The organism is Candidatus Lernaella stagnicola (assembly GCA_030765525.1).
Lineage (GTDB): Bacteria > Lernaellota > Lernaellaia > Lernaellales > Lernaellaceae > Lernaella > Lernaella stagnicola.
In genome coordinates, this window is the sequence record JAVCCK010000034.1 from 25,341 (window position 1) to 51,946 (window position 26,606).

General features: G+C 59.1%; 20 protein-coding genes, 1 tRNA gene and 1 other RNA gene. 15 read left to right on the forward strand and 7 right to left on the reverse strand.

Annotated elements, in window-relative coordinates; genetic code table 11:
* The first annotated feature begins 104 nt into the window (after positions 1-104).
* From P9L99_14940 to queC, 9 genes are all read left to right on the forward strand, one after another.
* Complete coding sequence (locus P9L99_14940; protein ID MDP8224655.1) at positions 105-1,055, forward strand: GDSL-type esterase/lipase family protein; 951 nt, start codon at positions 105-107, stop codon at positions 1,053-1,055.
* A 73-nt stretch (positions 1,056-1,128) separates the two neighbouring features.
* Positions 1,129-1,827 carry a hypothetical protein gene (locus P9L99_14945; protein MDP8224656.1) on the forward strand — a complete coding sequence of 233 codons (699 nt, stop codon included), beginning with the start codon at positions 1,129-1,131 and terminating at the stop codon, positions 1,825-1,827.
* Positions 1,828-1,953: 126 nt separating this feature from the next.
* Positions 1,954-3,255, forward strand: a complete 1,302-nt coding sequence (locus P9L99_14950) for an alkaline phosphatase family protein (protein ID MDP8224657.1) — start codon at positions 1,954-1,956, stop codon at positions 3,253-3,255.
* Between the two features lie 105 nt (positions 3,256-3,360).
* Entirely contained in the window at positions 3,361-5,505 is a 2,145-nt protein-coding gene (locus P9L99_14955; protein ID MDP8224658.1) for an alkaline phosphatase family protein, read from the forward strand.
* Positions 5,506-5,534: 29 nt separating this feature from the next.
* Complete coding sequence (locus P9L99_14960; GenBank protein MDP8224659.1) at positions 5,535-7,553, forward strand: alkaline phosphatase family protein; 2,019 nt, start codon at positions 5,535-5,537, stop codon at positions 7,551-7,553.
* A 48-nt stretch (positions 7,554-7,601) separates the two neighbouring features.
* The gene (locus P9L99_14965) at positions 7,602-7,793 is read left to right on the forward strand and encodes a hypothetical protein (GenBank protein MDP8224660.1); all 192 of its coding nucleotides are present in this window, start codon (positions 7,602-7,604) and stop codon (positions 7,791-7,793) included.
* 15 nt (positions 7,794-7,808) lie between these two features.
* Positions 7,809-8,729: a hypothetical protein gene (locus P9L99_14970; GenBank protein ID MDP8224661.1), complete on the forward strand. Its 921-nt coding sequence runs from the start codon at positions 7,809-7,811 to the stop codon at positions 8,727-8,729.
* Between the two features lie 4 nt (positions 8,730-8,733).
* Positions 8,734-9,594: a PHP domain-containing protein gene (locus tag P9L99_14975; GenBank protein ID MDP8224662.1), complete on the forward strand. Its 861-nt coding sequence runs from the start codon at positions 8,734-8,736 to the stop codon at positions 9,592-9,594.
* Positions 9,595-9,663: 69 nt separating this feature from the next.
* A complete protein-coding gene (gene queC, locus P9L99_14980; GenBank protein MDP8224663.1) occupies positions 9,664-10,356 on the forward strand; it encodes a 7-cyano-7-deazaguanine synthase QueC in 693 nt (230 codons plus the stop codon).
* 1,248 nt (positions 10,357-11,604) lie between these two features.
* Here the strand turns inward: queC and P9L99_14985 are convergent.
* The 4 genes from P9L99_14985 to P9L99_15000 all read right to left on the reverse strand — a co-directional run bounded on the left by P9L99_14985 (position 11,605) and on the right by P9L99_15000 (position 17,364).
* Positions 11,605-13,626 (reverse strand): glycosyltransferase family 39 protein, encoded by a 2,022-nt coding sequence (locus tag P9L99_14985; GenBank protein ID MDP8224664.1) that lies wholly within the window; start codon positions 13,624-13,626, stop codon positions 11,605-11,607.
* A gap of 3 nt (positions 13,627-13,629) precedes the next feature.
* Positions 13,630-14,433 carry a hypothetical protein gene (locus P9L99_14990; protein ID MDP8224665.1) on the reverse strand — a complete coding sequence of 268 codons (804 nt, stop codon included), beginning with the start codon at positions 14,431-14,433 and terminating at the stop codon, positions 13,630-13,632.
* On the reverse strand, positions 14,430-16,475 hold the full coding sequence (locus P9L99_14995; protein MDP8224666.1) for a beta-galactosidase: 2,046 nt from the start codon (positions 16,473-16,475) through the stop codon (positions 14,430-14,432). The genes P9L99_14990 and P9L99_14995 overlap by 4 nt, the downstream gene beginning before the upstream one ends.
* A 583-nt stretch (positions 16,476-17,058) precedes the next feature.
* Positions 17,059-17,364: a hypothetical protein gene (locus P9L99_15000; GenBank protein MDP8224667.1), complete on the reverse strand. Its 306-nt coding sequence runs from the start codon at positions 17,362-17,364 to the stop codon at positions 17,059-17,061.
* Positions 17,365-17,606: 242 nt separating this feature from the next.
* Between P9L99_15000 and P9L99_15005 the strand changes: the two genes are divergently transcribed.
* From P9L99_15005 to rny, 6 genes are all read left to right on the forward strand, one after another.
* Positions 17,607-19,121 (forward strand): agmatine deiminase family protein, encoded by a 1,515-nt coding sequence (locus P9L99_15005; GenBank protein MDP8224668.1) that lies wholly within the window; start codon positions 17,607-17,609, stop codon positions 19,119-19,121.
* A 188-nt stretch (positions 19,122-19,309) separates the two neighbouring features.
* The gene (secG, locus tag P9L99_15010) at positions 19,310-19,762 is read left to right on the forward strand and encodes a preprotein translocase subunit SecG (GenBank protein ID MDP8224669.1); all 453 of its coding nucleotides are present in this window, start codon (positions 19,310-19,312) and stop codon (positions 19,760-19,762) included.
* 34 nt (positions 19,763-19,796) lie between these two features.
* A tRNA-Leu gene (locus P9L99_15015) sits at positions 19,797-19,879 on the forward strand.
* Positions 19,880-20,406: 527 nt separating this feature from the next.
* On the forward strand, positions 20,407-20,691 hold the full coding sequence (locus P9L99_15020) for a cell division protein ZapA (protein MDP8224670.1): 285 nt from the start codon (positions 20,407-20,409) through the stop codon (positions 20,689-20,691).
* Between the two features lie 42 nt (positions 20,692-20,733).
* Positions 20,734-20,920, forward strand: a non-coding RNA gene (gene ssrS, locus P9L99_15025) — 6S RNA.
* 404 nt (positions 20,921-21,324) lie between these two features.
* Entirely contained in the window at positions 21,325-22,896 is a 1,572-nt protein-coding gene (gene rny / locus P9L99_15030; protein MDP8224671.1) for a ribonuclease Y, read from the forward strand.
* Between the two features lie 294 nt (positions 22,897-23,190).
* Here the strand turns inward: rny and P9L99_15035 are convergent, their stop codons facing one another.
* Genes P9L99_15035 through P9L99_15045 form a run of 3 tightly spaced genes read right to left on the reverse strand, consistent with a single transcriptional unit; the run spans position 23,191 to position 26,478 of the window.
* A complete protein-coding gene (locus P9L99_15035; protein ID MDP8224672.1) occupies positions 23,191-24,390 on the reverse strand; it encodes a hypothetical protein in 1,200 nt (399 codons plus the stop codon).
* Positions 24,391-24,399: 9 nt separating this feature from the next.
* The gene (locus P9L99_15040) at positions 24,400-25,233 is read right to left on the reverse strand and encodes a MoxR family ATPase (GenBank protein MDP8224673.1); all 834 of its coding nucleotides are present in this window, start codon (positions 25,231-25,233) and stop codon (positions 24,400-24,402) included.
* A gap of 42 nt (positions 25,234-25,275) precedes the next feature.
* Positions 25,276-26,478 (reverse strand): MFS transporter, encoded by a 1,203-nt coding sequence (locus P9L99_15045; protein MDP8224674.1) that lies wholly within the window; start codon positions 26,476-26,478, stop codon positions 25,276-25,278.
* Positions 26,479-26,606 lie beyond the last annotated feature (128 nt).

Genomic DNA, 26,606 nt, shown 5'->3' on the forward strand with positions numbered 1-26,606 from the left:
CATCCTACAGGCAATGCCGCGGGCTGTTCAAGTTGGCCGCCACCGGGTTAAGCTTCCCGGCGATGAAAACGCGGTCTCACGCCGGAATCCCGAAAGCGGTTTGGATGGCTCTTGTCCTGACTGTCGCCCTTCTCGTGTGGTTCACAATCGAAGCGGCGTTGGACCATTTCGACCCCGCCGGCCGCATCGACAACGGGGATTTGCCCGACAAGCTTCGTACTTGGAACTTACGCGAGCACACCAACCTATTCCGCATCTTCGACGAGGCGACGTCAATCGCCCTTCGTGGAGAAAGCTGGCCGATCGCCAAGCCGCCGGGCGAGCGGCGGGTTCTTTGTCTCGGATCTTCCAGTACCTATGGCGCGGGATTGAGCGCCGAGCAGGCTTATCCGGCCCGCCTGGAAGCGCGTCTCGGGACGGGGTTTCAAGTCGGCAACGCCGGGTGGGGCGGCTACAACTCGTTTCAATTGAGCATCTACCTGCGGCAGGTCTTGCTACGCACTCAACCGGATTTCCTCGTTTTCTATTACGGCGGCAACGAGCAGTTCGGCGCCGATACCATCGCCTACTGGCGATACGCCACGGGATTGTTGGAAGGGTTTGAGGGCACGCCGGACGAGGCCGAAATGGCGCTTCGCTACGGGACGACGAACCGCGCGGCCATCGCGGTTATCGATCGCCTGCACCGTTCGCGTTTGTACATCCACCTGCGCGACGCCGTGGTGGGCGCACGCCGAGCGCGTTTTGAGCCGAGCGAAGCCGACCGCTTGGATTCCGCCGTCGTCCTGCAAAAAATTGTCGACGCCGCCGAATCGGCCGGGGCGCGAGTGATTCTCATTCCGGAAGTGGAAGTGGGGCGCGGCTTGGTCAACCGCGCTTATGACCGGCTGATGTTCGACGCCGCGATGGATAGCCAAGCGGTGTATTTTTACATCCCGGAGGGGATACGCGAGCCGGAAAATTTCATCGACACAGTTCATTTTAATCAGAAGGGCGCCGACCGCCTCGCCGAACTCGTCGCGCCGTTGGTCCGAAAAGGACTGCGCAGGCCGTAAGCTGTTGAGACCGGATCCTCTGTGATACATTGACCTCGTCGCGGAATTGTTTGCAGCCGAAAGGTGCTCTCTCATGGCACACCCATGTTGCGCGAAATGTGGCGCGGCGATCCATTCGGAAGATACCGGCGTCTGCCCCCATTGCGGCGCCCCGCTCGATGCGGACCACTCCGAGCCGCCCGAACCCGTGACACATCCTTGCGTACACGTTGCCTGGATTCTCGCCCTCGCGTACCCCTTACTTCTGCTGGGAACCGTAAAACTCATTATCGTTTTCGACGCGGCGTTGGGTCCGGAAGCCAAGGAATCCGCAGATAAGTTGATTGGCTGCATTTTCTTCGGTTTGCCGATCATCATTCTGGCGATCGGGATTACCACGCTGCGGAAGATCAAGCGCGATTCGACAAGGTTCAAAGGCCTGACTCCGGCTACCATCGGAGTGGTCGTCAGCGGCTGCATTTGCGCCTTGATTGCGTATCTCCTGGTCGCGTCGCTTTTCTTTTCCCCGAAAAAGCGAGCCTACAACGCGTCAGCCCAGAGCAGCGGTCGTTGCGCGAAATTGGCGGAGGAGGTCTATTTTCAAAGGCAAGGCGGCGAAGATCACGACGCCTGCTATAGCTGTGAACTCGAGGAACTGCTTACCGTGGACAAGCACCTCGCCGATGACCCAGGCGTCACGTTCGTTTTCAGCGTATGCACGCAGTCCGGATATACGTTCACGACCACGCACGCCAAAGACGAAAGGCAAAATCGGCATACTTTTACCGACTAGGAATCGCTTTCGTTCGTGAGAATTTTCGTCTTTCCGATTTTTCCGGCCGACCACCCGGTGACTTGCGAGGACACCCGCCCGGCGTTATGGTCTCGACCTTAAGAACCTTAGACAACGAGGCGAGTCATGAGTCTGTTTTCCCGTAAAAAGAAAAAAGCCGTGGTGCTCGGCTTGGATGGCGTACCGCACACGTTGCTGCAACAGTTTCTGGCGCAGGGCATTTTACCGAACATGAAGCGAATTTTCGACCAAGGGAACCTGCGGCGCATGGAAGTGACGGTGCCGGAAATTTCCTCGGTAAGTTGGCCCAGTTTCATGACCGGCGTCGATCCCGGTACGCACGGCGTCTTCGGCTTCACGGAATTGCTGGAAAATTCCTACGATATGTATTTCCCGAATTTCACGCACATCAAGGCGCCGACGATTTGGGACCAACTGGAAAAGCAGGGCAAGCGCAGCATCGTGCTCAACCAGCCCGGCACTTATCCGGCCAAGCGGATCAACGGCGTGCTGGTCTCCGGCTTCGTGGCCATCGAAATGCACAAGGCGGTGTTTCCGGCCAAGTACATCGGCAAACTCAAACGCCTCGACTACGACATCGATATCGACACCAACATCGCCCGGAAAAACCACAACTTCGCCTTCCAGGAACTCGATCGTACCCTCGAAGGACGCCGCAAGGCCGTGGATTTGCTCTGGGATAACGAAGAGTGGGACTACTTCGAACTGGTCGTGACCGGCACCGACCGCCTCCACCACTATCTGTGGCACGCGCTCACCGACGAAAACCACCGGCACCACGAGCGCGCGATCGGCTACTACCGCGCCGTCGACGCCTTCGCCGGCGAAATGGCCGAGCGCTACGTCAAGGCGACCAAAGACGACTCGCTGTCCGGATTTTTCATGCTCAGCGACCACGGGTTCTGCGCGCTGGAAAAGGAAGTTGCCCTGACGCGCTTTCTGCTGGAAAAAGGCCTGATGAAATTCGACACCGAAGAGCCGACCGAACTGGGTGAGATATCCAGTGAATCCAAGGTTTTCCTGATGGATCCCAACCGCATTTACGTGCATACCAGTGACCGCTTTCCCAAGGGTGGGGTAGATCCCGCCGACAAGGCGAAAGTCGTCGAGGATGTGAAAGCCGCGTTGGGCGAACTGGAATTCGAAGGCCGGAAACTGGTGAGGCGCTTTTTCCACCAGGAAGAAGCGTATCACGGGCCGTTTGCCGCTCAGGGGCCGGATTTGGTTGCCGTTTCGATCGACGGTTTCGATTTCAAGGGCTCGCCGGATCGCCGGGAAGTGTTCGGTCATTTCGGTTTGACCGGCATGCACAACCAAAACGACGCCTTCTTATGGACGACGAAACCGGTGGACGAGGTCCCCATCATCACGCAGGTCGCGGGGTTGATTTTGGACCACCTCAAGTAGTAAGAATTCGCAATAAGCGAGGGGCGGCTTGCCTAGTGGCGGTAGGCGCCCTACTTTTTATCGCGGCCGTGATGTGTCGCCAGAATGGACGGTAGGATACAATTCATGCGTAAGTTTGCGCTTTTATTTGTGATTTCGGCGGTTCTGCTACCCGCAGTGCCCGCCTTCGCGTATGTCGGACCTGGGGCGGGCATTGCCTTCGGCACCGGCATTTTCTTCATGGTGGCCACTTTTTTCGTGGCTGTGGCGATGCTGGCGATCTGGCCGATTCGCTTTTTGATCGTACGTTTGCGTCAACGTAAAGCGCGCAAGCGGGCGCTGGTGAAGCGGGTTGTGGTGTTGGGTTTGGACGGCCTGGATCCCGACCTGGTCGAAAAGTGGATGGCCGAGGGCCACCTGCCCGCGTTCTCCAAACTCGCCGCCGGCGATTTGGGGCAGGGCGGATTCTTCCGGCTCGGTACGACGTTCCCCGCTGTGAGCCCCGTGGCGTGGTCGAGTTTCATGACCGGCGCCAACCCGGGCCGGCACAACATCTACGATTTCCTCGCCCGCGACCCGCGCACCTACCTGCCGATGCTGTCCTCGGCCTACATCGGCGAGTCGCAGCGGTCGATTCAATTGGGCAAATACAAAATACCGCTGGGCAAACCGGAACTGCGTCTGTTGCGCAAAAGCAAACCTTTTTGGACCGTGCTCGGCGAGCATCGGATTTTCTCCAACATCATTCGCGTGCCGATCACTTTCCCGCCGGAGAAATTCAACGGCGTGCTGATCTCGGGCATGTGTGTACCGGACTTGCGCGGCAGCCAGGGCACCTTCAGCTTTTTCACAACGCGATCGGCCGACGACCGGGAAGTCGGCGACCAACAGGCCAGCGAGGGCGGCGTGATCCTGTCGCTGCGGCGCGACGAGCAGAAAAGCGCGGTCTTCCACGGCGAACTGACCGGTCCGCCCGACGGCCTGCTGGAAGAGGCGCCGGAACTGACAATTCCCTTTTCGGTGAAGGTGTCCAACAACGGCAAGGGCCACATTCTCTCGCTGCCCAACGAAGATATGCCGCTGAAGATCGGCGAGTTTTCCGACTGGGTGTCGCTGCAGTTCAAGGCTTCGCTGAAACTGAAGGTCAGCGGTATCGCGCGCTTCATGCTCACCGAGGCGGGCGATCAGGTCAGCCTGTACGTCACCCCCATCAACCTCGACCCGTCCAAGCCGGTGTTTCCCATCAGTCATCCGCCGCAATACGGCGTGTATATGGCCAAGTTGATCGGCCCCTACGCCAACCTCGGCCTGGCCGAAGACACTTGGGTGCTCAACGAACGCTTGCTGACCGACGGCCAATTCCTGACCGAAACCGATCTCATTCACCAAGAGCGCGAAAAGATGTTTTTCGACGCGCTCAAGAAAACCAAGCAGGGCTGCGTCGTCTGCGTATTCGACGACACCGACCGCATTCAGCACATGTTCTATCGCTACCTGGTCGACGACCACCCGGCGCTGCGCGAAGACGATTCGCCCGAACACAAGGATGCGATTCTCCGGCTCTACAAGTGGAGCGACGACTTGCTCGCCCGCACCTTGAAGAAACTCAAGAAGGGCGACGCGCTGATCGTGATGAGCGATCACGGCTTCAAGCCTTTCATACGCGGCATCAACTTGAATTCTTGGCTGTACTTGAACGGCTATCTGTACCTAAAAGAGGGTGCCAAACCCGGCACCGGCAAATGGTTGTCGGATGTCGATTGGTCCCGCACGCGCGCCTATCAAGTGGGGCTGGGCGGCATGTACCTGAACATCGCCGGGCGCGAGGGGCAGGGGATCGTCGCGCCGGAGGACGCCGCGGCGCTCAAGCGGGAGATCATCGAGAAACTGCGCGGGATGTACGACGAAAAGCGCGGTGAAACGGCGATCAACGACGTGTGGGACGCCGAGGATCTTTACACCGGGCCGTACAAGGCCAACGCACCCGATTTGATTATCGGCTACAACGTCGGCTACCGCGCCAGTTGGGACGGCACGACCGGCGTAGTGGACGAGCGCGTGTTGGAAGACAACACCAAAGCATGGTCCGGCGACCACTGCATGGACCCGCGTTGCGTGCCCGGCTCCCTGTTCACCAACTTCCCCATCAACAAATCCGACCCGTCCATCATGGACCTGGCGCCGACGATTTTGCAGATGCTCGGCGTGGATAGTCCGGCCTACATGGACGGCGTGTCACTCGTGAAAAAAGAAAAGGAGACGGCGTCATGAGCCGCGACCACATTTTAAGAAAAAAAGGCATGAATCGACGCATTTTCGTAAAGGGCATGGCCGGCGCGACAGCCGCGCTCGCCGTGGGTTGCGGCACCGATAGCGAAACCATTCATTCGGGCATGTCCACCAAGGACGGACGCCGACTGCTGGTGATCGCCTTCGACGGCTTCGACCCGAGATTGGCTCGCCGCTGGATGGAAGAGGGGCGGCTGCCGAACCTGATGAAGCTTCGCAATGCCGGGTCGTTTTCGGAGTTGATCACGTCGATTCCGCCGCAAAGCCCGGTGGCATGGTCGAACTTCATCACCGGCGTGGACCCCGGCGGGCACGGCATTTTCGACTTCATTCATCGCGACCCCAAAACCTACCTGCCGTTTCTTTCCACGAGCAAGGCGGAGTCGCCGAGCCAATTTTGGAAAATCGGCAATTACAAATTCCCGCGCGACGGCGGCGACATGAAGCTGCTGCGCAAGGGCAAGGCGTTTTGGGAATACCTGGCCGATAACAACGTGCCCGCGACTGTGGTCGCGATACCCAGCAATTTCCCACCCGTCGAAGGGCCGTTTCGGTCGCTTTCGGGCATGGGTACGCCGGATTTGCTCGGCGGCTACGGCAGCTTCTCGTATTTCACCGACGACCCCCCGCCCGAGAATCCTGACAAAGAGATCACCGGCGGCAAGGTGTTCCCGGTGGACGTGGTGGACGGCATCGTCGAGGCGGCGATCGTCGGCCCGAAAAACACTTACGTGCAAACCGAGAAGGGGCAGTCGACGCCCGACGCCGAAGTACCGTTTCGAACCTACGTGGATACCGACGCGGGCGCGGCGGTGATTGAACTCAACGCCGAGCGTTTCACGCTTAAAGTGGGCGAGTGGAGCGAGTGGAAACACGTCGATTTCACTTTGGTGCCCGGTGTGGTGAAGGTGGGCGGCAACGTGCGTTTTCTGCTCAAATCGGTCACGCCGAGCTTCGCGCTCTACGTCTCGCCGATCAACATCGATCCGAGCGACCCGGTGATGCCCATCAGCACGCCTGGGGATTACGCCAAGGAACTCTCCGAAGAAGCGATGGACGGCAAGCCGTACTACACGCAGGGGATCGCCGAGGACACCAAGGCGCTTTCCTCCGGTATTTTCACCAACGCGGAGTTTTTGCAGCAGGCCGAAAAGGTGTTCGAGGAAAAGTCGGCAATGTACCGTTACGAGCTCTCGCGGTTCAAAGACGGGTTCTTGTTCTTCTATTTCTCGGCGTCCGACCTGCTCACACATATGTTCTGGCGAACGATGGAACCGGATCATCCGGCCTTCGATCCCGTACGCGACGGCGATTACGTCAACGTGGTGCGCGACACGTATGAGAAACTCGACAAGACACTCGGCGACGCGATGAAGCTGATCGACGAAAAGACTGCCTTGCTCGTGATGAGCGATCACGGTTTCGCGCCGTACCGCAAGTCGTTCCATGTTTCCTCGTGGCTGCTCGATCAGGGCTACATCACGCTGCGGGATACGGACGATCGCGCGGCGGAGTTCCTGGCGAACGTGAACTGGTACGGCACGAAGGCCTACACGCTGGGCATCAACGGCATCTACCTCAACCAGATGGGGCGCGAGAAAAACGGCATCGTCGGGCCGGCCGACGCCGACCGCATTCTGGATGAAATCGTCGAGAAGCTGTTGACGATCACCGATCCGGAAAACGGCAAGCAGGTGGTCAGTCACGTCTATAAAACGTCCGAGGTGTATCACGGTGAGTACGCCAAACGGGCGCCGGATTTGATCGTCGGCTTTGCGCGAGGGTATCGCGCTAGTTGGGAAACCGCCCTCGGCTCCTTCCCCGAAGGCGATTACCTGCGCAAGAACACCGACGCCTGGGGCGGCGACCACTGCATGGCCACCGAAGAAGTGCCGGGCGTTTTGTACACCAGCCAGCCGATCAAGCTGGGCGATCCGTCGTTGCTCGATCTGCCGGTGACGATTTTGGAATACTTCGATATTCCGCGGCCGCCGCAAATGAAGGGTAGAAACGTATTTACCGGTAAGTGAATCGGTTTTCGGCGGCTCCGGCCGCCCTTTGTTAGGTGAGGAGAAACGATGTTCGGTCCGAAAGTGAAACTCGAGAAAGACCTCTTTGTCCGGGTCAAGAAGTTCGCGGAAATCGCGGGCTACTCGTCGGTGGAGGAGTTCGTCAGCCACGTGCTGGAGAAAGAACTCGTCGCTATCGATGAGGGCGACAGCGAAGAGGAAATCAAGAAGAAATTGCAAGGGCTCGGATACATCAGCTAAAGGATAGGCCTGTTTATGTTGACCGTTTTTAATGGCATGTGGGCCGTATTTGCCGCGTTTGCCCGCATGTTCGCGGCTTGGCCGCAAGTGGCGCTGGCGATTTTTTCGCTGGTTACCGCCGTGCTCGCGCTGGTGGTCTGGAAGTACTTTTCCAACCAAAAAGGCATCACCCGCGCGAAAGACCTCATCAAGGCTAATTTCCTCGCCATGGTGTTGTTCGGCGATAGCCTGGGCGTGCTGCTGGGCTCCATCGCCCGCACTTTCGGGTGGATCTTCGTGTACCTCGCCCGGCAGATGGTGCCCTTGGTTTTGATGATGATCCCCATCCTGCCGATGCTCGTGCAGGTTGACAACCTCTACAGCTTCTCGCCGATCGTCATCGACGAAACCGGCAAGCACGACGCCGCCGAAGTGGAAGTCGTGGCGGTCGTCGACCCGACGGTCAACCTCTTTGATCTGCACGCCAACCTGACTGCCGACGCCGGCGTCAAAACGACTACCGACGGCGTCCGGATTCCCTTCCCACAGCACCCGAAAAGCGATTGGGAACAATGGCCCTTGATCGGCGGTTGGCTCCGCGACTCGCGGCTGGAAAAAGAACCGCCGTCGCCCGAAGTTCATTGGCGCATCAACGGGCAAACGCCTGGGGAACACACGCTGACGATCGCTATCGGCGAGCACCAAGCGCAAAAATCGGTCATCGTCACCGAGCCCGATAAGTTGAAACAGCTCTTCCCGATCACGCGCAAGCGCCACCGCGGCGGCTTCGGCGACAGCTTCGAGTTCCCCGGCGAAACGGCGCTGACCGGCGCGATACAATCGGTCGAGATTCTCTACCCCCGTCGCGACGGGTGGTGGCACTGGATCCTCATCTACTTGATCGAAACCCTCATCGTGGCCTTTGCGTTGAAGGGGCCGATGAAGGTGGATTTCTAGTCCCATGACGCCTGTGACCGGCCGCATCGATCTGCATGCCCACACGACGGCTTCGGATGGCTCGGATACCCCGCGCGAACTGGTGCAGCGCGCCAAAGACGCCGGTTTGGACGCCGTGGCGATAACCGACCACGATACGATCGACGGCGTGGCGCCGGGTCTGGCCGCCGGGTTGGAACTGGATCTCGAGGTCGTGCCGGGCGTCGAGTTGTCCACGGATTTCCGCGACCGAACAATCCACGTGCTGGGCTATTACATCGATCCGGAAAACGAGATGCTGGCCGGCAAGCTCGACTGGGCGCGACGACAGCGTGAGACCCGCAACGACCGAATGATCGACCGCTTCCACGAATTGGGCATCGACCTGACCCTCGCCGAGGTGGAAGCCGAAGCGGGCGGTAGCGTCGTCGGGCGGCCCCATTTCGCCAAGGCGCTGTTGAAAAAAGGCGTGGTCGCCACGCCGGACGAAGCGTTTCGCGAGTATCTGGGAAATCACGGCAAAGCCTACCTGCCCAAGGTGCGTTTCGATGCGCCTACGGTTATGGGTTTGATTCGCGGCGCCGGCGGCCTGCCCGTGTTCGCCCACCCGGTGATGACCGGCTGGAAACCGCTGGAAATCGACGACGCAGTCTCCGAACTCATCGATTTGGGGCTGGCGGGGCTCGAAGTCTTCTACACTTTCCACAACCCGACCCAGGTGTTGTACCTGCACGACATCGCCGAGCGTCGCGGCCTGCTGATGACTGGCGGCAGCGATTTCCACGGGGCCGTCAAACCCGATGTCCGCCTCGGTTTCGGCCGCGGCGACCTGATGGTGCCCTCGCGCCTCCTGGACGATCTCAAGCGAGCCGCCAACCGGAGCTGAAACCACTGGGTTTGCCAACCATCGGCGGCGCCGTCATAGTGCGGAAAAGACCCAAAGGAAGTGACGAAAATGAGCGACCGAAACACGGCGGTCGTGTTGGTCAGCGGCGGGCTGGATTCGGCCACCGTGCTGGCTATCGCCCAACAGTGGGGCTTTGCGGTCCACGCGCTGACCTTCACCTACGGCCAGCGCCACGTCGTGGAAGTGGAGCGCGCCCAAGCCGTCTGCCGCGCGGCCGGAGTGGCGGCGCACAAGATCGTGCCGCTCGACCTGCGCTGGATGGGCGGCTCGGCCCTCACCGACGATATCGACGTGCCCAAAGAGCGCTCGGCCGATGAAATCGCCACGGGCATTCCGGTCACGTACGTACCGGCCCGCAACACGATCTTCCTCTCGGTGGCGCTGGGGTATGCCGAGACCGTCGGCGCTTTCGATATCCTCATCGGGATCAATGCGTTGGATTACAGCGGATACCCGGATTGCCGTCCGGAGTTTCTGGCCGCTTTTGAAACGACGGCCAACCTGGCGACGCAGGCCGCGGTCGAGGGGCGGGGGCGCTTTGCGATTCACGCGCCGCTGATCGACATGACCAAAGGGGAAATCGTACGTCGCGCCGTGGAACTCGAGGTCAACCTAGCCAACACGCACAGTTGCTACGACCCCGATGCCCAGGGGCGGCCTTGCGGCCGTTGCGACAGTTGTTTGCTCAGGGCCAAGGGCTTTGCGGCGGCCGGTTTGCCGGACCCGGCGCTGGTTGGGTAAACCGGTTACAGCCGGTTCGTCCAAGGGATTTTGCGTGGTTAAAAAAATCGCCCGGCGGGTCGGTCGAGACCGGGCGCCGAGCGGATCCTAACGCCAAAGCCAGTTGAAAATGGCCAGGGTTGTCAAAAGCACAGTAACCATACCGAGATTTACGGCAATTTCTCCCATCACGAACCTCCGTGTTCCCAAACTCGTTTGCAAAGGCTCAACGTGAAAAGCAACACCGTGACCATTCCCATGTTGACTATCAATTCGCCCATCGTTGCCTCCCGTGTACGTTCGTATGGGTTCATTACAAGTCCGGTGCCAAAGTTTTTTGTCAAAAAATACGTTTCAAAAACAACGGTTTACGGTGAAATATCGTGATCGACGTCGAAGCTGCTGCGGGTAGAATCGAAAGGCGTATTTACGATTCGTAAGATCTGGTGCGTTCGGCGGAGACGTCCGCCTGACCAAGATGTGTTTACCGCTCCGCCGAACGCTTATGCTAACTCTTACGCCGTCGATGTCGAAAAACCAGTAAGGTGATCCAAAGCGCTGATGCGACACCGAGATTCCACGCAATTTCTTCCATGTGAGTTTCCAATCCTCCTTTCGCCTACGTTCGACCGGTCGGATGCGAGGCGCTCGTCTCCCCCCTGCGGACGAACAATCCGCCTCGGCCCTCGGCCGCACGTCTGGCTTTCGCGCACACCCGTCCCTTGTCCACCTGGCTACCGGCTTGCGAGGCCGACCACATCACCGCACGTGGTAGTGTGGTGCCTTAGGCCGGCGCGGCCGCGTAACCAAGTACATGACGTACAGGACGGTCGCGACCAGAAGATTGATCGCGATTTCCTCCATGGCGTTTCGTTCGCCTCCTCTCGCTAGTGAAACGACGCAAAGAAGTATTACAAGGAAGGTGCCAGAGCGGGGATGAGGCATGAAGAGCGGTTATTTTATATAGTTATAGATTTTTAGTGGAAAAGACGAGTCGGGGTGACTGCGAGTTTTAGAAAAGCACCGTTACGAAACGTAAGCCTTTTTTTCGGTGTCGGTCGCGTGCGTTTTCGAAGCGAAACGCATGGCCATCAACACTGATATGAGAACAAACATTTCCCCCACATTGAATAACAATTCAGCCGACACCGCACTACCTCCGGCGTGATCGAAATGCCAAAACAAAATGTCCAAAATTCCGGAACCCCAATGAAATCCAATAGAACAGGCAGAACATACGCCAAAAGCGACCGAATTTCAACGGTATTTTTATTCGGGTGAATAATTATCCGAAGGGGCCGTCCAGTCGCGTCGCAAAACCACGGCGGTCGTGCCGTCGGGCAGCGGAAAAGAAGCTACGACCGGGAAACGCGCGGCGAACTCGGCGGGACGTTGCTGCAGGTACTGGTAACCGTTGAGGAAATTGCGGTACTTACGGTAGTCGTTGCGGATTTTTTCTTCCTGATAGATCGGCTCATCGGAGGTGCGATAGAGGATCCGATCGTAGGATTGCACGTAATCCGGCGAGTTTTCGTCCAGGATGTCGGCATCGGCGTACCACGGCGTGCGGATATCCACCCGTTTATTCATCAGCTTGGCCATGTACCAGAAGGTATTCCACGAGAAGTAAAATTCGACGTCCATGGCCAGCACGCGCGGCGCCGGCTGCCCGTCGGGCACATCCGGAAGCGAATCAAAAAGCGCCTCGGCGATTTCCGTTTCGTGCCACAACTCGGTGCGCGGCACCAGGTAGGCGGTCGGATCGATCTTGCGCGGGAACCAATCGGCGATGATCTTCTCTTGATTCAACCAACCGGGGAGGGTGCGGAATTGGCCGCTCTCACCGGACCAGGGGAAGGACATCAACACACCGCCGGCGATCAAGAATGTGACCAGCAGAACCTGCACGACGCCCGTGGCGATCCGCAAAAAACGCGGCGTCAGTTGCAGACGGCCCGCGGCGATGGCCTTCCGGGTTTTGGCGGCCAGCGGCAGGCGGACCCGTGTGACTACCGTCGCGGCGGCCAGCACCAAGGGGGGCACCAGCGGCACGGTGTTCATTTCGTTTTGAATGCTGATGAAAAAGAAGGCGGCGAACGGCACGCCCCACCACAGAGCCATCAGCAAAAGCGAGGCGCGCGGCGGCACCAACTCGCGAAGGTAGAACCAACGCGACAGCCACCGTTTGGTCGCCAGAAACAGCGCCACCATAAATGTCGCCCCGGCCATCGCCAGCCACGTGCTTAGGCCGAGGTAATAGGTGGTTGCGTGTCCGCGGTAAAAGCGCAGCAGGGTTCCGGGGGACATCCCGGATTTCTCCACGTTGAGCTGCATCTGGCCCAGGTAGGTGACGAAATTCAAAACCCCTTTTGGGAAATACCACAGCGACGCGACGAACACGGCCAGCAACGCCGCCAGTAGTCCATTGCGCCACGGCGTCGAGCGGTGCCACGCCAGCCAACCGATGCCGAACAGCAGCGCGGCGGTAACCAGAAAGAATATCCAGCCGTAGGGAAGCTGATACTGCGGATACGACGCGAACCAGTTCTCAATGGTGGAACGATGCCGACCGTAAAGCAGCCACGACACCAGCAGAGACGCCGCAACCAGGCCAAGCGTTTCCAACACGACGCGGCGGCGCGGGGCGGGCGGTGCGGCGGGGGGCGTGTCCTCACGGATGGCGCGGATCCAAGCCGGCAGCAGGAAAACGACCGGTCCGGCCAGAAACAGGAAAAAAGTCTGCTTGGATAACGCCGCGAGGCCCACGGCCAACCCGGCCAGCACGCTCCAGCGTTTATGGGTGAATCCCTCGGAGATGACCATCAGAAACACAGCGAGCGTCGTCAAAGCCGTCAGCGGCATTTCGAGCAGATATTGTCGAGACAACTCCACCGTCGCCGGAGAGAGGGCCGCCAACGCCGCGGCGATCAGGCCCGTCTTGCGGTCCACGAGGCGCGCGCCTAGGGCGTACAGGGCCCACAGCAGCAACATCGTGAAGGGGAGTTGGCTGGCGGCGGCGACATTGTGCGTGCGGCCGAAAAGGACATAGAACGCCGAAGTTACCAGGCCGATCGGCGGATAGCCGTTGAACGCCTCCAGATAGGCCCCGTAGAGGCTGGGGCGAACCGGCGCGAGGTTGACGAAGTCGATCGCGCCCATGATGTGGGAGAGTTCGTTGATGTTGCAGGGCCGCTGGTCGACGTGGATGAACCATAGGTTCATCGACAGGGCGAAAGCGATGATGGCGACCAGAATGAGGGCGCCGGTCGGGCGGGAAAGATCGCCGGACACGAGCTATCGCCCCGTGAACTTGCGGGCCGCCCACAGGCGCCAGCGCAGCGAAAACGGCTTGGGGTAGATCAGTGCTCGGCCGCGTTGCTCGGCCAGGTGCAGGTAGGTGGCCGGCTTCGAACCGCGTCGCATCTCCTGGAAACAGGGCAATTCGATAAAGAGCGCGGCGTGCAAAGGTGCGTAGCGCTGCGCGATCATGTCGGCAACCGTTTTGTGGCCCATACGGAAGTCGAGGCTGTTTTCGCCCATCCCGAAGGCGTCGAGCGTGGTGAATAAGTTGATCTGCCCGCTGGCCTTGCCCAGGATCACCGAGGTGTGAACGTGGCGGCGATCGAAGACGAAAAACCCGAGGGTCGTGTTGTCGGGCCACAGGCGATTGAACATGCCGTCGAGGGAGGCGTAGGTCGGCAGTTTCAACGTGAAGGGCTTTTTCGGGTACCAACGGCCGATTTCGTCCATGGCATCCTGGACGCCGCCGACCAAATCGAGCAATTGCTTCAGGTAATCGTCGAAGGGATCGACCCGCGACTGCGCGTGATAGAAAATTTCCTGGAAGCCGCAACGCGGAAGCAGCAACAAAAACTCCGCGTCGGCGGCGTGCCGCACTTCCTCCAAGTCGCCTTGGCCGCCGAATCGGAAATCCCACAACACGCCTTTTTGGCTGTGCCAGGCTTTGATGCAGCGTTCTTCATCCATCAGGCAAACGAGAATCGAGGGGCGTTCGCCCCCGTCGCCGCCGAACATGGCCAGCAGATTGATCCATTGCCGCGCGTCGACATCGGTGATCAGGATCTGCTCGGCGATCATCGGCGCACCTCCAGGATGCGTACCGTGTAGGGCGCCAAGTCGATTTCCAGCACGGAATCCGAGAGGTAACGGTGGCCGGTTTCCAGGTCGACGAACGAGCGACCCGCCTCGGGTAGTTGCACCCGGCAACGACACGGCTCGGCGCTGGGATTGGCGATGTAGAGCACTTGCCGTCCCGGCGCTTCGTGCAGCGAAGTTTCACAAGGCGGCGTGACCGCGTAGGACGATTTGAGGTCGAAACGATCGAAGACCGTCTCGGCGACCGGCATGATCTTCTCTTTAGGCAGCGGCACGTCGGTGACCAGGATCATCTCGCCGCGCCCCGCTTCGCAAAGCAGCACGTCGATATCGGCGTCGCACTCCAGCTTCTCCGTGGGACGCGTGGCGTAACTCATCAGCAGAGCGTATTCGTCCATGAGTTCGTCGAGGCCGGGGATGTCCGGGCCGCAAACGAGGTGCCCGCCCTTGTTCAAATAGTGCATCAGGTTTTTTTGCGTGACCCCGCACAGAAACTCGAAGGTGGGGCAAATCACGACGTCAAACGCTGAAAGCTCATCGAGGCTCATATCGCTGGAGCCGATGACGTACGGAATGCTCTTGGCCGTCAGCGCGTATTCCCAGTTGCGCATCGCCTTGGCTTGCAGGTACTGGACCGGCCGCTCGAAACCGATCGTGTGCTCGTAGCACAGGTCCTCCGGCGGCACGGCAGCGCCGAGACCAAGAGGCGGCAGGGGAGAAGCGGCGGTGGCGGCTCCCTCGAGGCGTTCGTAGTCGCGCACCGATAGCAGGCAGACATTCGCCGTGCGCTGCAACTCCCAGGGTCGCAACCGTTCCAGCAGTTGCAGGTGGGCTTCGAAGAAATCCCAGTACTCGCGCCGAACCGCGCCGGTGCGCGTGATCGGGCTGCCGTACCAGCGATCCCGTTCGACCAGCATGTAGAAGTTGATGCCCTTCAGGCCGAACATCCAGGCGACCTTGCTGGTGAAGACCTGGTCTTCCAAGTCGACCGGGGGCCACCAGAGATAGCAGCCGCTGGCGAATTCCGGGCTGACGGGGAAGCGCGACTGGCCCGACAGAAACAGCAGCTTGCGTTTCAGGTCGTGGTACTCGTGCTTGTGCATGTAGAAGTCGACGCCGCAAAAGTCGACCACCCGCTCGGCGGCCGGTAGATTGAAGGGCGAGCGCGCCTCGCAGACCGGATAGTTGTGGAAGAACACCGTGTCGGTGACGCCGCGCTCTTCCCAAAGTCGCCGCAGGCGCGCCAGGCAGTCGACTAGGTGATGCTCTTTGAACTCCATCCAATCTAGATAAAAGGGCAGATCGGGGGGCTCGGCGGCGGTGAAGTCGTCGGGCAGCGGCATCTCCGAGGGCAGTTTGCTGGCGTGGTAAGCGTCGGAGACCTTGTATTCGGTGCCGTATTTCTCGGTGACGAAATCCAGCCACTTGCGGCGCGCGTCCGGGTGGTAATCGATGTCGTAGGCCGAGGTGCGGAAAAAGTAGCTCATCTCGTTATCGAGCTGCACGGCCACGATCGGCCCGTCGGGGTACAACCGCGGGCGGACGATCGTCGCCGCGGCGTTGAACCATCCGGTAAGCTCTTTCCAGAACGCCTCAGAGGCATAGCTGATGACCGGAAAGCTGCGCGGCGGCACCGGCAGGATCGCCGTTCCGCCCCGAGCGTTGCGCGCCAGGTAGATTGGGTCGGCGAACAAACGGGCCGGATAACCGAAGTAGGTCAACTCGGCGTTGATGTGCGGGCCGGGCCGGGCCAGGACGTACAAACCACGTTCCGCCGCCATGTCCAGAAAGCGTCCCACATTTTTCGCGGGGTCCATTTCGCCGAAGTCGAAGGTGCCCACGCCCGCTTCGTGCACCGACCAGGGCAGGTACACGCAGATGATCTTGAAGCCCAGCGCGACGACGCGGTCCAGCAGTAGCGGCCAATCCTTCGCGGAATGGCGCCAATAATGGACGCTGCCCGACACGAGCGGGAGACTTTGGCCGTCGAGAATGAGGCCCTGATCACCTAGGGTGACACTCACGGGAAATCCTTTTTGGTTTGGGGCGGTGCGCCGCCGACCGCCGCTTGGTATTTAATGCGGGTTTCGGCGAAGGGGATCAAGGGCGAAATGATTTTAATACAGAAAGGGCGCGGCAACGGCCGCGCCCCGGTGAGACGATTTTTCGGTTTACAGGTAATTGGCCGCGACGAGCACCAAGAGAGTCATGGTGCTGACAAAAAACACGTAGATAAATTTCTTAGTCATGATTGACTCCTGTTTACGAATCCCTAACCATCCATCCAAATGATTATCGACACCTGGTGCCGCAATCAATCAACACGCAGAAAGTTAAGGTTTTTGACCGCGCGGCGCAAGGCTTTCCTGGCTTTGGGCAAAGTTCCAGTGATATTATAGGCTTACGTTCCTTTTAAGAGAATTAGAACCCGCGTCCGGAGCGTAAAAAAGCGGTCGTCGCGCTGCAAATCGGCCTGCCGGGGCGGGGAAAGGCAGGCGAAATCGATGAGGAAATAACCTCAAATTCGGCCGTGCGAGGCGTCAAAAAGCGCGGATCATTTATTGGCTACGATGGGCTTGGCTTTGATTGGCGACGTGAGCGAAGACGCTACTTGATCGGGCACTCGCCGTCGTCTTGCACACTATAGCCCGCCATGGCGGCGTAGCAATTGTTCAGGTACGTGACGTCGTCGCAGCCGCATACCGGTGAGACGATTTCGTAGCAGCCTTCGGGCTTGGGATCGCAGATACCCGTGCCGTCGCAATCGCCCACCAGCCGTTTGCAGTACGAGCCGTCGGCGCAATCCGAGTGGTCCTCGCATACGTCGGGGCACTGCGGCGCCAGGGTCAAACAGGCGGCGACCACGAAAGCGATAATGGTTACGAGTTTTATCCACTGGCCGTTTTTCAACATCTCAACGTCTCCCAAAAACAGAGAAAACTGACGCCGCATTCTTCCATGAACCCGCCGCGGACGCAACGGCTGATTCCGACCGAATGAGGAAAAATGCCTCGCGGAAATCTCGCACGTTCGAGAAGGTGACGACGTAAGTCGCACGCGGCATTCAATCTCGACGCGGCGGACGCGTGCTTTCCAAAAGCGCGTAAAAGGTGTAGAAATTGGTGTCCCGTGAAGGGGGCGTGAAAGGAACGAAAATGAAACGCACCGTGTTGCTCGTTGTCGTCTTGGTTTTCATCTGCGGTTTTGCGAATTCATCGTTGGCTGATCCGGTTGCACTGAGGGCCGCCCTGCAACGGCTGGAGCAAAGCCCGGAACTCAAAGCCCTGCACGTGTCGCCGAACGTACCTGCGTACATGCACTTATTTGCGGCGAACGGCTATTTCAAAGAACTGGGCCTGACCGACACGGAGGGCGAGGTCTACGTTCGCGCTTTGCTGCACAAGCAGGGCATCGATCCGGATCCGATTCTACCGACGGGCGCCAAGGCCGCGCCGACCAACCCGGTGCGGACTCCTGCCGAATTCGAAGAAGTGATGGGCGTGCTGATTCGCTACCCGCTGGGCACTTCGTCGCTGGAAGTTACATTTGACGGGATGCTTGCGGAATTCGACGGCGACCCGAACCTGGAAGTGTACATATTGGTGCAGAACCAGGCTTCGGAGAACGCGCTAAAGGCTCACCTGTCCGGGGCGGGAATCACGGGCGATAATTTCATTTACTATCAAATGAATACGGACTCGATTTGGACGCGGGACTACGGCCCGATTTTCCTGGAAGAATTCGTGGACAAAGCATCGGTGCAGTCGTTGGTCGACATGAACTACTTCTACCCGCAAGACAACTATGTCGCCGGTCTGTTGGCCGGTATCTGGAGTATTCCGTCCTACAGTTGGAGCATCAGTTTCGAGGGCGGCAACTACATGAGCGACGGGCAGGGGACGTGTTTCACCTCGACCGGCATTCAAACCTTCAACCCGGCGCGACCGCTCACGCAAATTGAACAGGAGCTGGAAGATTATTTCGGCTGCGAAGAGCACATCATGGTGCAGCCGCTGATCGGCGAGGCCACCACGCACATCGATATGTACGCCAAGCTGCTGGGCCGCAATACCGTGATGGTGGGCCAGTACGAAGCGGGCGACCCAAACTACGACCGGTTGGAAGGCGTGGCGACGCAAATCGCCGCGGCGACCAACATGGACGGTGATCCGTTCGACGTGATTCGTGTTCCGATGCCGGAGGTCTACGAGATTTGGGAGCCTTTCTACGGCATGATGGATATCTACCGCTCGTACACGAACTCGCTGATTATCAACAACAAAATACTGGTGCCCACGTACAACATCCCCATGGACACCGATGGCCTGCAGGCGTACGAGGACTATTACGCGGGCAAAGACATGGAAGTGATCGGTGTGGACTCCGAGGCGATCATTGAGTGGCTCGGCGCGGTACACTGCGTGACGATGGAACGGTCGGTTCACGGTTTGGCCGGCGACGATGATGACGACGACGACGACGACGACGACAACGATACCGCGGGCGATGATGACACGGCGGGCGACGACGACACCGCGGACGACGATGACGATAACGACGACGATACCGCGGGCGACGATGACGACGCCACCGACGATGATGCGTCCGACGACGACGTCGGAGGCGGCGGCGATGACGATGATGACGACGACAGCGGCGGGTGCAACTAGCCGAAACGCGCGGCCGGATTCAGCGCGCTGACCGGTGTGGAGGAAGTCGGCTAAACACTGTATTTCAGAAGCTTTCCCCTGCCCATTGAAGGTGGGAAGCGGCCGAAAAAAGGCCTTGCAATTGCGGGGGGAGGTCGCTATATTCTTCCGCCTGTGATTTTGCGGAGAAAGCGAAGGATGAAGAACGAATGCTTTTGATGATTGTTTCGGTAATTCACGTACTGATCTGCATCGCCTTAATTTTGGTGATTCTGCTGCAAGCCGGCAAAGGCGCCGATCTGGGCGCGATGTTGGGCGGCGCCGGGTCGCATACGATGTTCGGCGGTTCCGGTGCGGGTAATTTTTTGACGCGCGCGACCACGGTCGTCGCGGTAGTTTTCATGCTGACGTGTTTGGGATTGGCGTACTTGAGTGCCCGTTCGGGAACCGTCACCGACCAGGCGGATGACGCGGCCACGCTGCCGATTTCCGACCCAGCACCGGGCGCGACGGCACCGGCCGCTGCCACACCGGACGCCGCGAACGCGCCGGCGACCGGCGATGCCGGACCGAGCGACGAGACCGACGCAGCCGCTGCGCCGGCGGCGGGCGATGCGAAACCGGCATCGGCTCCGGGCTCGGATTCGCCGGGCGACGGTTGATCGCCTGGTAGTTTTTGCTCCTTATCAACAAGACGCTGAAGTGGTGGAATTGGTAGACACGCCATCTTGAGGGGGTGGTGAGCGACGCTCGTGGGGGTTCAAATCCCCCCTTCAGCACAACGAAGACCGCAGCATGCCTGCGGTCTTTTTTTATGCCCACCACCCGCGGTCCATGGCTGGACCGCCGCCTTGGCGAAGGTCGGTAAAAACGACGCTTTTTGCCGACCGTGTGTGCCGCAGGCCAGGGATGGCCGTAGGCGCGTTTGGCAGCGTGAGCGACGCTCGTGGGGGTTCAAATCCCCCCTTCAGCACAATGGAGACCGCGGCATGCCTGCGGTTTTTTTTTTGCTCACCACCCGCGGTCCATGGCTGGACCGCCGCCTTGGCGAAGGTCGGCGAAAACCACTTTTATGGACCGCGGGCAACACCGGCCGGGCTTCAATCTCCCTTTCCGTCAACTTTGTCGGGAGGGAGCCTAAAGGCTTGTCCTGCCGCGTGTTTTATTGGACATGTCGGGTGGTTGTGGCGACTTGAGGGAAAAAATGAGAGAAGCATTGGCAAATTATTCAAAAAAGGGCGGAAATGATTGACAAGGCCTTTTGCCGCAACGTAAGATGCGAATTGATCACAGACGGGTGATGAGCATGGCGAACAACGTCGTTGAAGTAACAATTCTCGGTCGAAAGATGCTGTTGAGTACCGACAGTGACGAGAGTTATGTGCGCGAAATCGCGGAATACGTTAACGACAAAATGGAGCAAATTCAAACCGCTTCGCAGTCGTCTTCGACAATCAATATCGCGATTTTGACGGCGCTTGATATCGCCGATGAGTTTTTCAAGCAGCTCGGGCTGCAACGAGAGATTTGCGAGAAAGTCGACCGGCAATGCTTGGAGTTGGTCAATTATATTGACAGCAAACTCCAATAGTTGACCGTCGGTGTCGATACGTTGTTTGAAACTGAAAAGCGATTTCCCCTGCGCTTACGCGTGATGGGCTTTTTTGCTTATAACCCAGTAGCCTAAAAACGGGAACGATTCCCTGCTACGGTGAGCGAGGCGGTGCGCAGGCTTTGCCTAAAGTAGTAAAACCGTGCCCACCTGACATTACTGGGTAGGGTTATTAGACAAAGGATCACACGGTTTGCGCGGGGGAAGATTTTATACATAGATCCCAAAGGAAGCTTGCTTCCGGCGGGGCATCAAGATTGAGGGAGAGACACAGGTAATTCGGCCGATTCGTCGGCCGCTTCAAGAAAACTTCGGCATTTGTTCCCGTGCCGAAGAAATTGGCAGCCAAACGGGAGGGAACGAGAGCAATTTTGATAACCATGCGAAAACACTTGCAAAAGCTAGTCAGAGGAGGTCGCGCGCCCGGCATTGAGTCGCGCCGCCGCCTCTAGTGTCTTCGTACGCCCTTTTAGGCTGCCGTTGCGGCGCATAGCGCCGCGCCCGAAACTCACCTCATCTTGACCTGACCTCCGCTGCGTTAAATTTTGACGGGAAGCGCCCAGTCCCGATGAAAAACGGGCGATTACATAAACTGTTTGAAGGAGCAACACTGTGGAATCTATTCACTACGTTATTTCCGCCTTGGCGGCGTTGGTTGCTTTGGGGCTCGGGTTGGGCGGCGGCATCTTGCTGCATCGCTCACTCGCCCGGCGCCGGCTTGATGACGCCGAGAATCAGGCGGAACGAATAATTACCGACGCAAGGTCGAAGGCCCAGTCTCTGGAAAAAGAGGCTGAATTAAAGATGAAGGACCGGCGCCTGCAGTTGCAGGAGCAGGTCGAACGTGAGATGCGCCAGCGGCAGGGCGAGATTGACAATGCCGAAAAACGCTTGGCGCTAAAGGAGGAGAACCTCGAGCGGAAAGTGGTGCTGCTGGACGAGAAGGAAATCGAAGTAACGGCCCGCGAAAAAGTGCTGGTCGTTCGGGAGGCCGCGCTGGCCCAGCAGGAAAAGAAATACGATGCGTTGATCGAGGAATGGCAAACTCGACTCGAACGTGTCGCCGGCATGAGCCAGGACGAGGCCAAACAACACTTGATGCGGGCGATGGAAAACGACGCCAAGCACGACGCCGCGAAAACGATTCGCGAAGTCATCGAGGAAGCTAAGAAAAAGGCCGACAACGAGGCGAAAAAAATCATCTCGTTGGCGATCCAACGCTACGCGGGCGAGTACGTCGCCGAGCGCACGGTCAGTGTCGTGTCGCTACCCAACGACGATATGAAGGGCCGCATCATCGGGCGCGAGGGGCGCAATATCCGGGCCCTGGAGGCTCAAACCGGTGTCGATTTCATTGTCGACGACACGCCGGAAACCGTGGTTCTTTCCTGCCACAATCCGGTACGGCGTGAGATCGCGCGTATCAGCTTGGAGCGGTTGATCAACGACGGGCGCATCCATCCCACGCGCATTGAGGAGATCGTCAAGAAAGTCACCGTTGAAATCGATCAAGATATTCAACAGGCGGGCGAACAGGCGACCTTCGATTTGGGCATTCACGGCATCCATCCGGAATTGGTGAAGCTGATCGGGCGTCTGAAATACCGCACCAGCTACGCCCAAAACATCCTTCAGCACTCGTTGGAGGTGGCGTTTATCGCCGGGGTGATGGCCGCCGAACTCGGGCAGAACGTCAAGATGGCCAAGCGGGCCGGCATGCTGCATGACATCGGCAAGGCCGTCGACCACGAAGTCGAGGGCAGCCACGCGATTATCGGCATGGATTTAGCCCGCAAATACGGTGAACACGAAGACATCGTGCGAGCCATCGGAGCTCACCACGAAGAGGTCAAGCAGGAAACCGTGCTGGACATCATCGTGCAATCCGCCGACGCGTTGTCGGGGGCGAGGCCGGGGGCGCGGCGCGAAATGCTGGAAAGCTACGTCAAGCGCCTGGAAGATCTGGAACGCATCGCCAAGGACTTCGACGGTATCGACAGTTGCTACGCGATCCAGGCGGGGCGCGAGATTCGCATCATCGTCAAAGCGGAGCAGATCAACGACGACCGGACGGCGGTACTCAGCCGCGACGTCGCCAAACAAATCGAACAGGAACTCAGCTATCCCGGCCAGATTCGCGTGACCTGCATCCGTGAACACCGGGCGGTTGAATACGCGAAATAGTCAACGCAAGAATCTTGAGAGGGCGGTCGTCAGGGCCGCCCTTTTTTTATGCCTGCGTGCCGCGAAGACAGCACGAGGAAAACGACATATTCAGCGTGGGTGACGACGAAATAATCGGTGACGGCGACTCAATCGATGACGATTTCGTCACTGATTAAAACGTGAACGTCACCAACGACGACGCGATCGATGACGATTTCGTCACCGATAATGACACCGTCGCTGACAATGACACCGATTTTTTAGCGAAAGTGCCGCTTCCGAGAGCCAATCGGACGGGGCCGGAACGGTCGGCTATTTGCCTTTGAGAAGCTCGACGGCCTTTTCGATTCCGCTCAAGGTCAGGTCGAGCATCGGGAATATCTCATTGATCGATTCGATGGTGTGCGCCCCTTCGGCCCAACTCCAGCGGTTGGAGTGAATGGGGTTGATCCACACGTGTTTCGGGAAGCGTTCGGCCAGATCGCGCAGGCACTCCAGGCCGCTGCGCCGCTGCCGCGTGGTCACGTCGATCGCCCCGCGCGGGTGCAGCAATTCCCAGGGCGCCATGGAGGCGTCGCCCATGATGATCAGGCGCGTCTCGGGTTCGGCGCGGAGGATATCCTCGAGCGGAACCGGTTTGTAGAAGCGCCGCGTGTCTTCCCACACGGTGTCGTAAATACAGTTGTGGAAGAAGTAGGTTTGCAGGCGCTTGAAGTTGCTGCGGGCGTGGGTGAACAGGGCGCGGGTGCGCTCGACGAAAGGATTCATCGACCAGCCGCCGTTGTCGATGAACAGGAACACGCTGAGTTTGTCTCGCAGTCGCCGGTCGAAGACGAGTTCGATTTCGCCCGCCTGCCGCACGGTCTCGTAAATCGTTTTCTCCACGTTGATTTCGTCGCGCGGACCCATGGGAACCAAGTGGCGCAGGGCGCGCAGGGCTTCGCCGATTTGCTCGGCGGTTAGGGGCGTATCTTGCGAGTAGTCGACGTAGCGCCGGTCCATGGCGACCTTGATGGCGCTGCGGTTTCTGCCTTGTCCGCCTACGCGCATACCGCCGGGGTGCTCGCCGCCGTGGCCGACCGGGCTGGTGCCGCCGGTGCCGATCCAGCGGCTGCCGCCGTCGTGGCGTGAGGTTTGTTCGCGTAGTCGTTCGAGGAAATAGGCCATCACCTCGTCGGGCGTCATGCCTTTGACTTTTTCCCGTTCATCCGGCGACAAGCTTTCATGGAATTGGGGATCCTCCAGCCACTTCTGCAGCAGTTGCTGCAAGTCGTCTTCGAGCGATCTGGCGAAAGCTTCGTCGATTTTCTTCCCTTCGAAGTAGTTGGCGAAGATCTGGTCGTAGAGGTCGAAATGGCGTTCGCGCTTGACCATCAGCGAGCGGGCGACGACGTAGAAGTCGTTCAAATCGGTAATCAGGCCGATGGCCAAGGCGCGCTGAAGCTGCAGAAAATTCGTCGGGCTGACCGGCACCCCGTAGTCACGCAGGCGGTAGAAAAACTCAACGAACATCGGCCGCTCCTAGGCGGTTTGCCCCAACGAACGCTGCGCCCGCTGGAGGTCGTCGGATTTCTTGAACAGCAAGCCGAGCAGGGGAATCTTGCGGCTGTCGGAGAGGTCTTTGATGTCGAAACCCGGCTCGCTGATCAGGGCGCGGACCCAGTGAATCAGTTCGCGGGTGGCCGGTTTCTTTTCGACGCCGGCGATTTTCCGCATGTCGTAAAAGGAGGCGATGGCGGCGTCGGCGATCTGGTCGGCCAAGTCCGGGAAGTGCGCGACGATGATCCGCCGCATGAAGTCCGGCGTGGGAAACGCGATGTGGTGAAAGACGCAGCGGCCCAGGAAGGGATCGGAGAGGTCTTTTTTCGCGTTCGAGGTGATCACGACGATCGGCCGGTGGAGGGCGTGGGTCGTTTCGTCGACTTCGATGATGTCGAAACTCATCTGGTCCAGCACGTCGAGCAGATCGTCCTGGAAGTCGCCGTCGGCCTTGTCGATTTCGTCGATCAGCAGCACGGAGCGCTCGTCGCGGGTGAAGGCCTGGCCGATTTTGCCCATCTTGATGTAGTCGTGGATATCCGAAACGTTGCGTTGGCTGTCGCCGAAGCGGCTGTCGTTAAGGCGCGTGAGGGTGTCGTATTGATACAGCGCGTCCACGGCCTTCATGCTGCTTTTGACGTTGAGCTGGATAAGCGGAAAGCCCAGGTCCTCGGCGATGGCGTGCGCCAGCAGGGTTTTGCCGGTACCCGGCTCCCCTTTGAGCAAGAGCGGCAGTTCGAGGCGAATGGCCACGTTGACCACCCGGCGCAATTCATCGTCCAGGATATAGGTGCTGGTGCCGGTGAACTTCGGCATGTTGGCTCTCCTTTCCGCGAGCGTCGCGGGGTTCGTTGACTTTTAAAAGGCAGCTTCCTCGGCACAGTCAAGCCCCTCGCAGGGCTCGGAGTCGGCGGTACGCATGCGTAAAATCGGAATCAGACCCAACAGAACGACCATTCCGCCCAGGATGAAGGTTCCGGTAAAACCTACGGAATCGCTCACGAGGCCGCCGATGACCGGGCCGCTCCCCAAGCCGACGCTCATGCCGATATTAAAAATAGCCATTGATCCGCCCATGCCGCCTTTTTTCCCTTGCTGGGTGATCAAACCGCTGGCGGCGGGCAGGGAAACGGCCCCCGCTGCGCCCATCCAGACGTTGAGCAGAAGCAGCGGCCAGAACGAGTTCAGGAAAGGCATGATGAATATGGGTATCGCCTGCAGGATCAAACCGGCGATGATGAGCTGCCGTCGCCCGACGCGATCAGCCAAGCGGCCGAAAAAGGGCTGCAACGCGGCGGTGGCCAGGATGTTGGCGCTGATGACCACGCCGACGAGCGAGGCGGTTAGGCCGGCGTTCATCTCGCCGTAGAGCGGGAAAAACGCCGCCACGACGCCGCGGCCGAACGAGGTGGCGACGCGGTAAAAGAACATGGCGCGCAACACTCGGTTTTGGGCCAGCTTGCGATAGGGAACCACGATCTGGCTGCGCGGATTTTCCACGTGGTATTTGGCGGGAAGGAAAAGCAACAACGCCACGAACGCCGCGAAGCACAGCAGGCCCAGCAAAATGAAGTTCGCGTCCATCGAAATGTAGTCGCGTACGAAGCCGGAAACGAGCGGTCCCAATCCGAAACCGGTAAACAGGGCGACGGTGAAATAACCCATATAGGTCGATTCTTTGCCCTTGGGGCTGATTTCTCCCACCATCGCCATGGATATCGGGATCACCGTGGCTCCGGCGATACCCTGGAAAATGCGGATGATCATCAAGTGCGTCGGGGAAGACGCGGCGAGGAAGGCGACTGCGGCCACAACCTGTACGCCCAATCCCAGGGCGATAAAACCTTTGCGTCCGTACTTGTCCGAGAGGTGCCCGACAATGGGCATGGTGATGAGGCGACCGAGCGAAAAACCGGCGAAAATAAGGCCGAGCATGGTGCCCGACGCACCCATTTCCGTCGCGTAGGTCGGCAGCAGGGGCGCTAGAATCCCCATGCCGAATAGGGCTGTAAACAGCGACAGCCAAAGGACCACGAAAATGCGGCGCGTTTCGTCGGGCAAGCGGTTCACCTCGTGTGAATACAGGGGGTGCGGTCTTCTCAAAGCCGGTTTCACGAAAGCCCACTCTTTTACCCGCTCGCCTAGCGGCTCGCAAGGGCGTGACCTGTGGAAAATTTCACAGCCGCCTT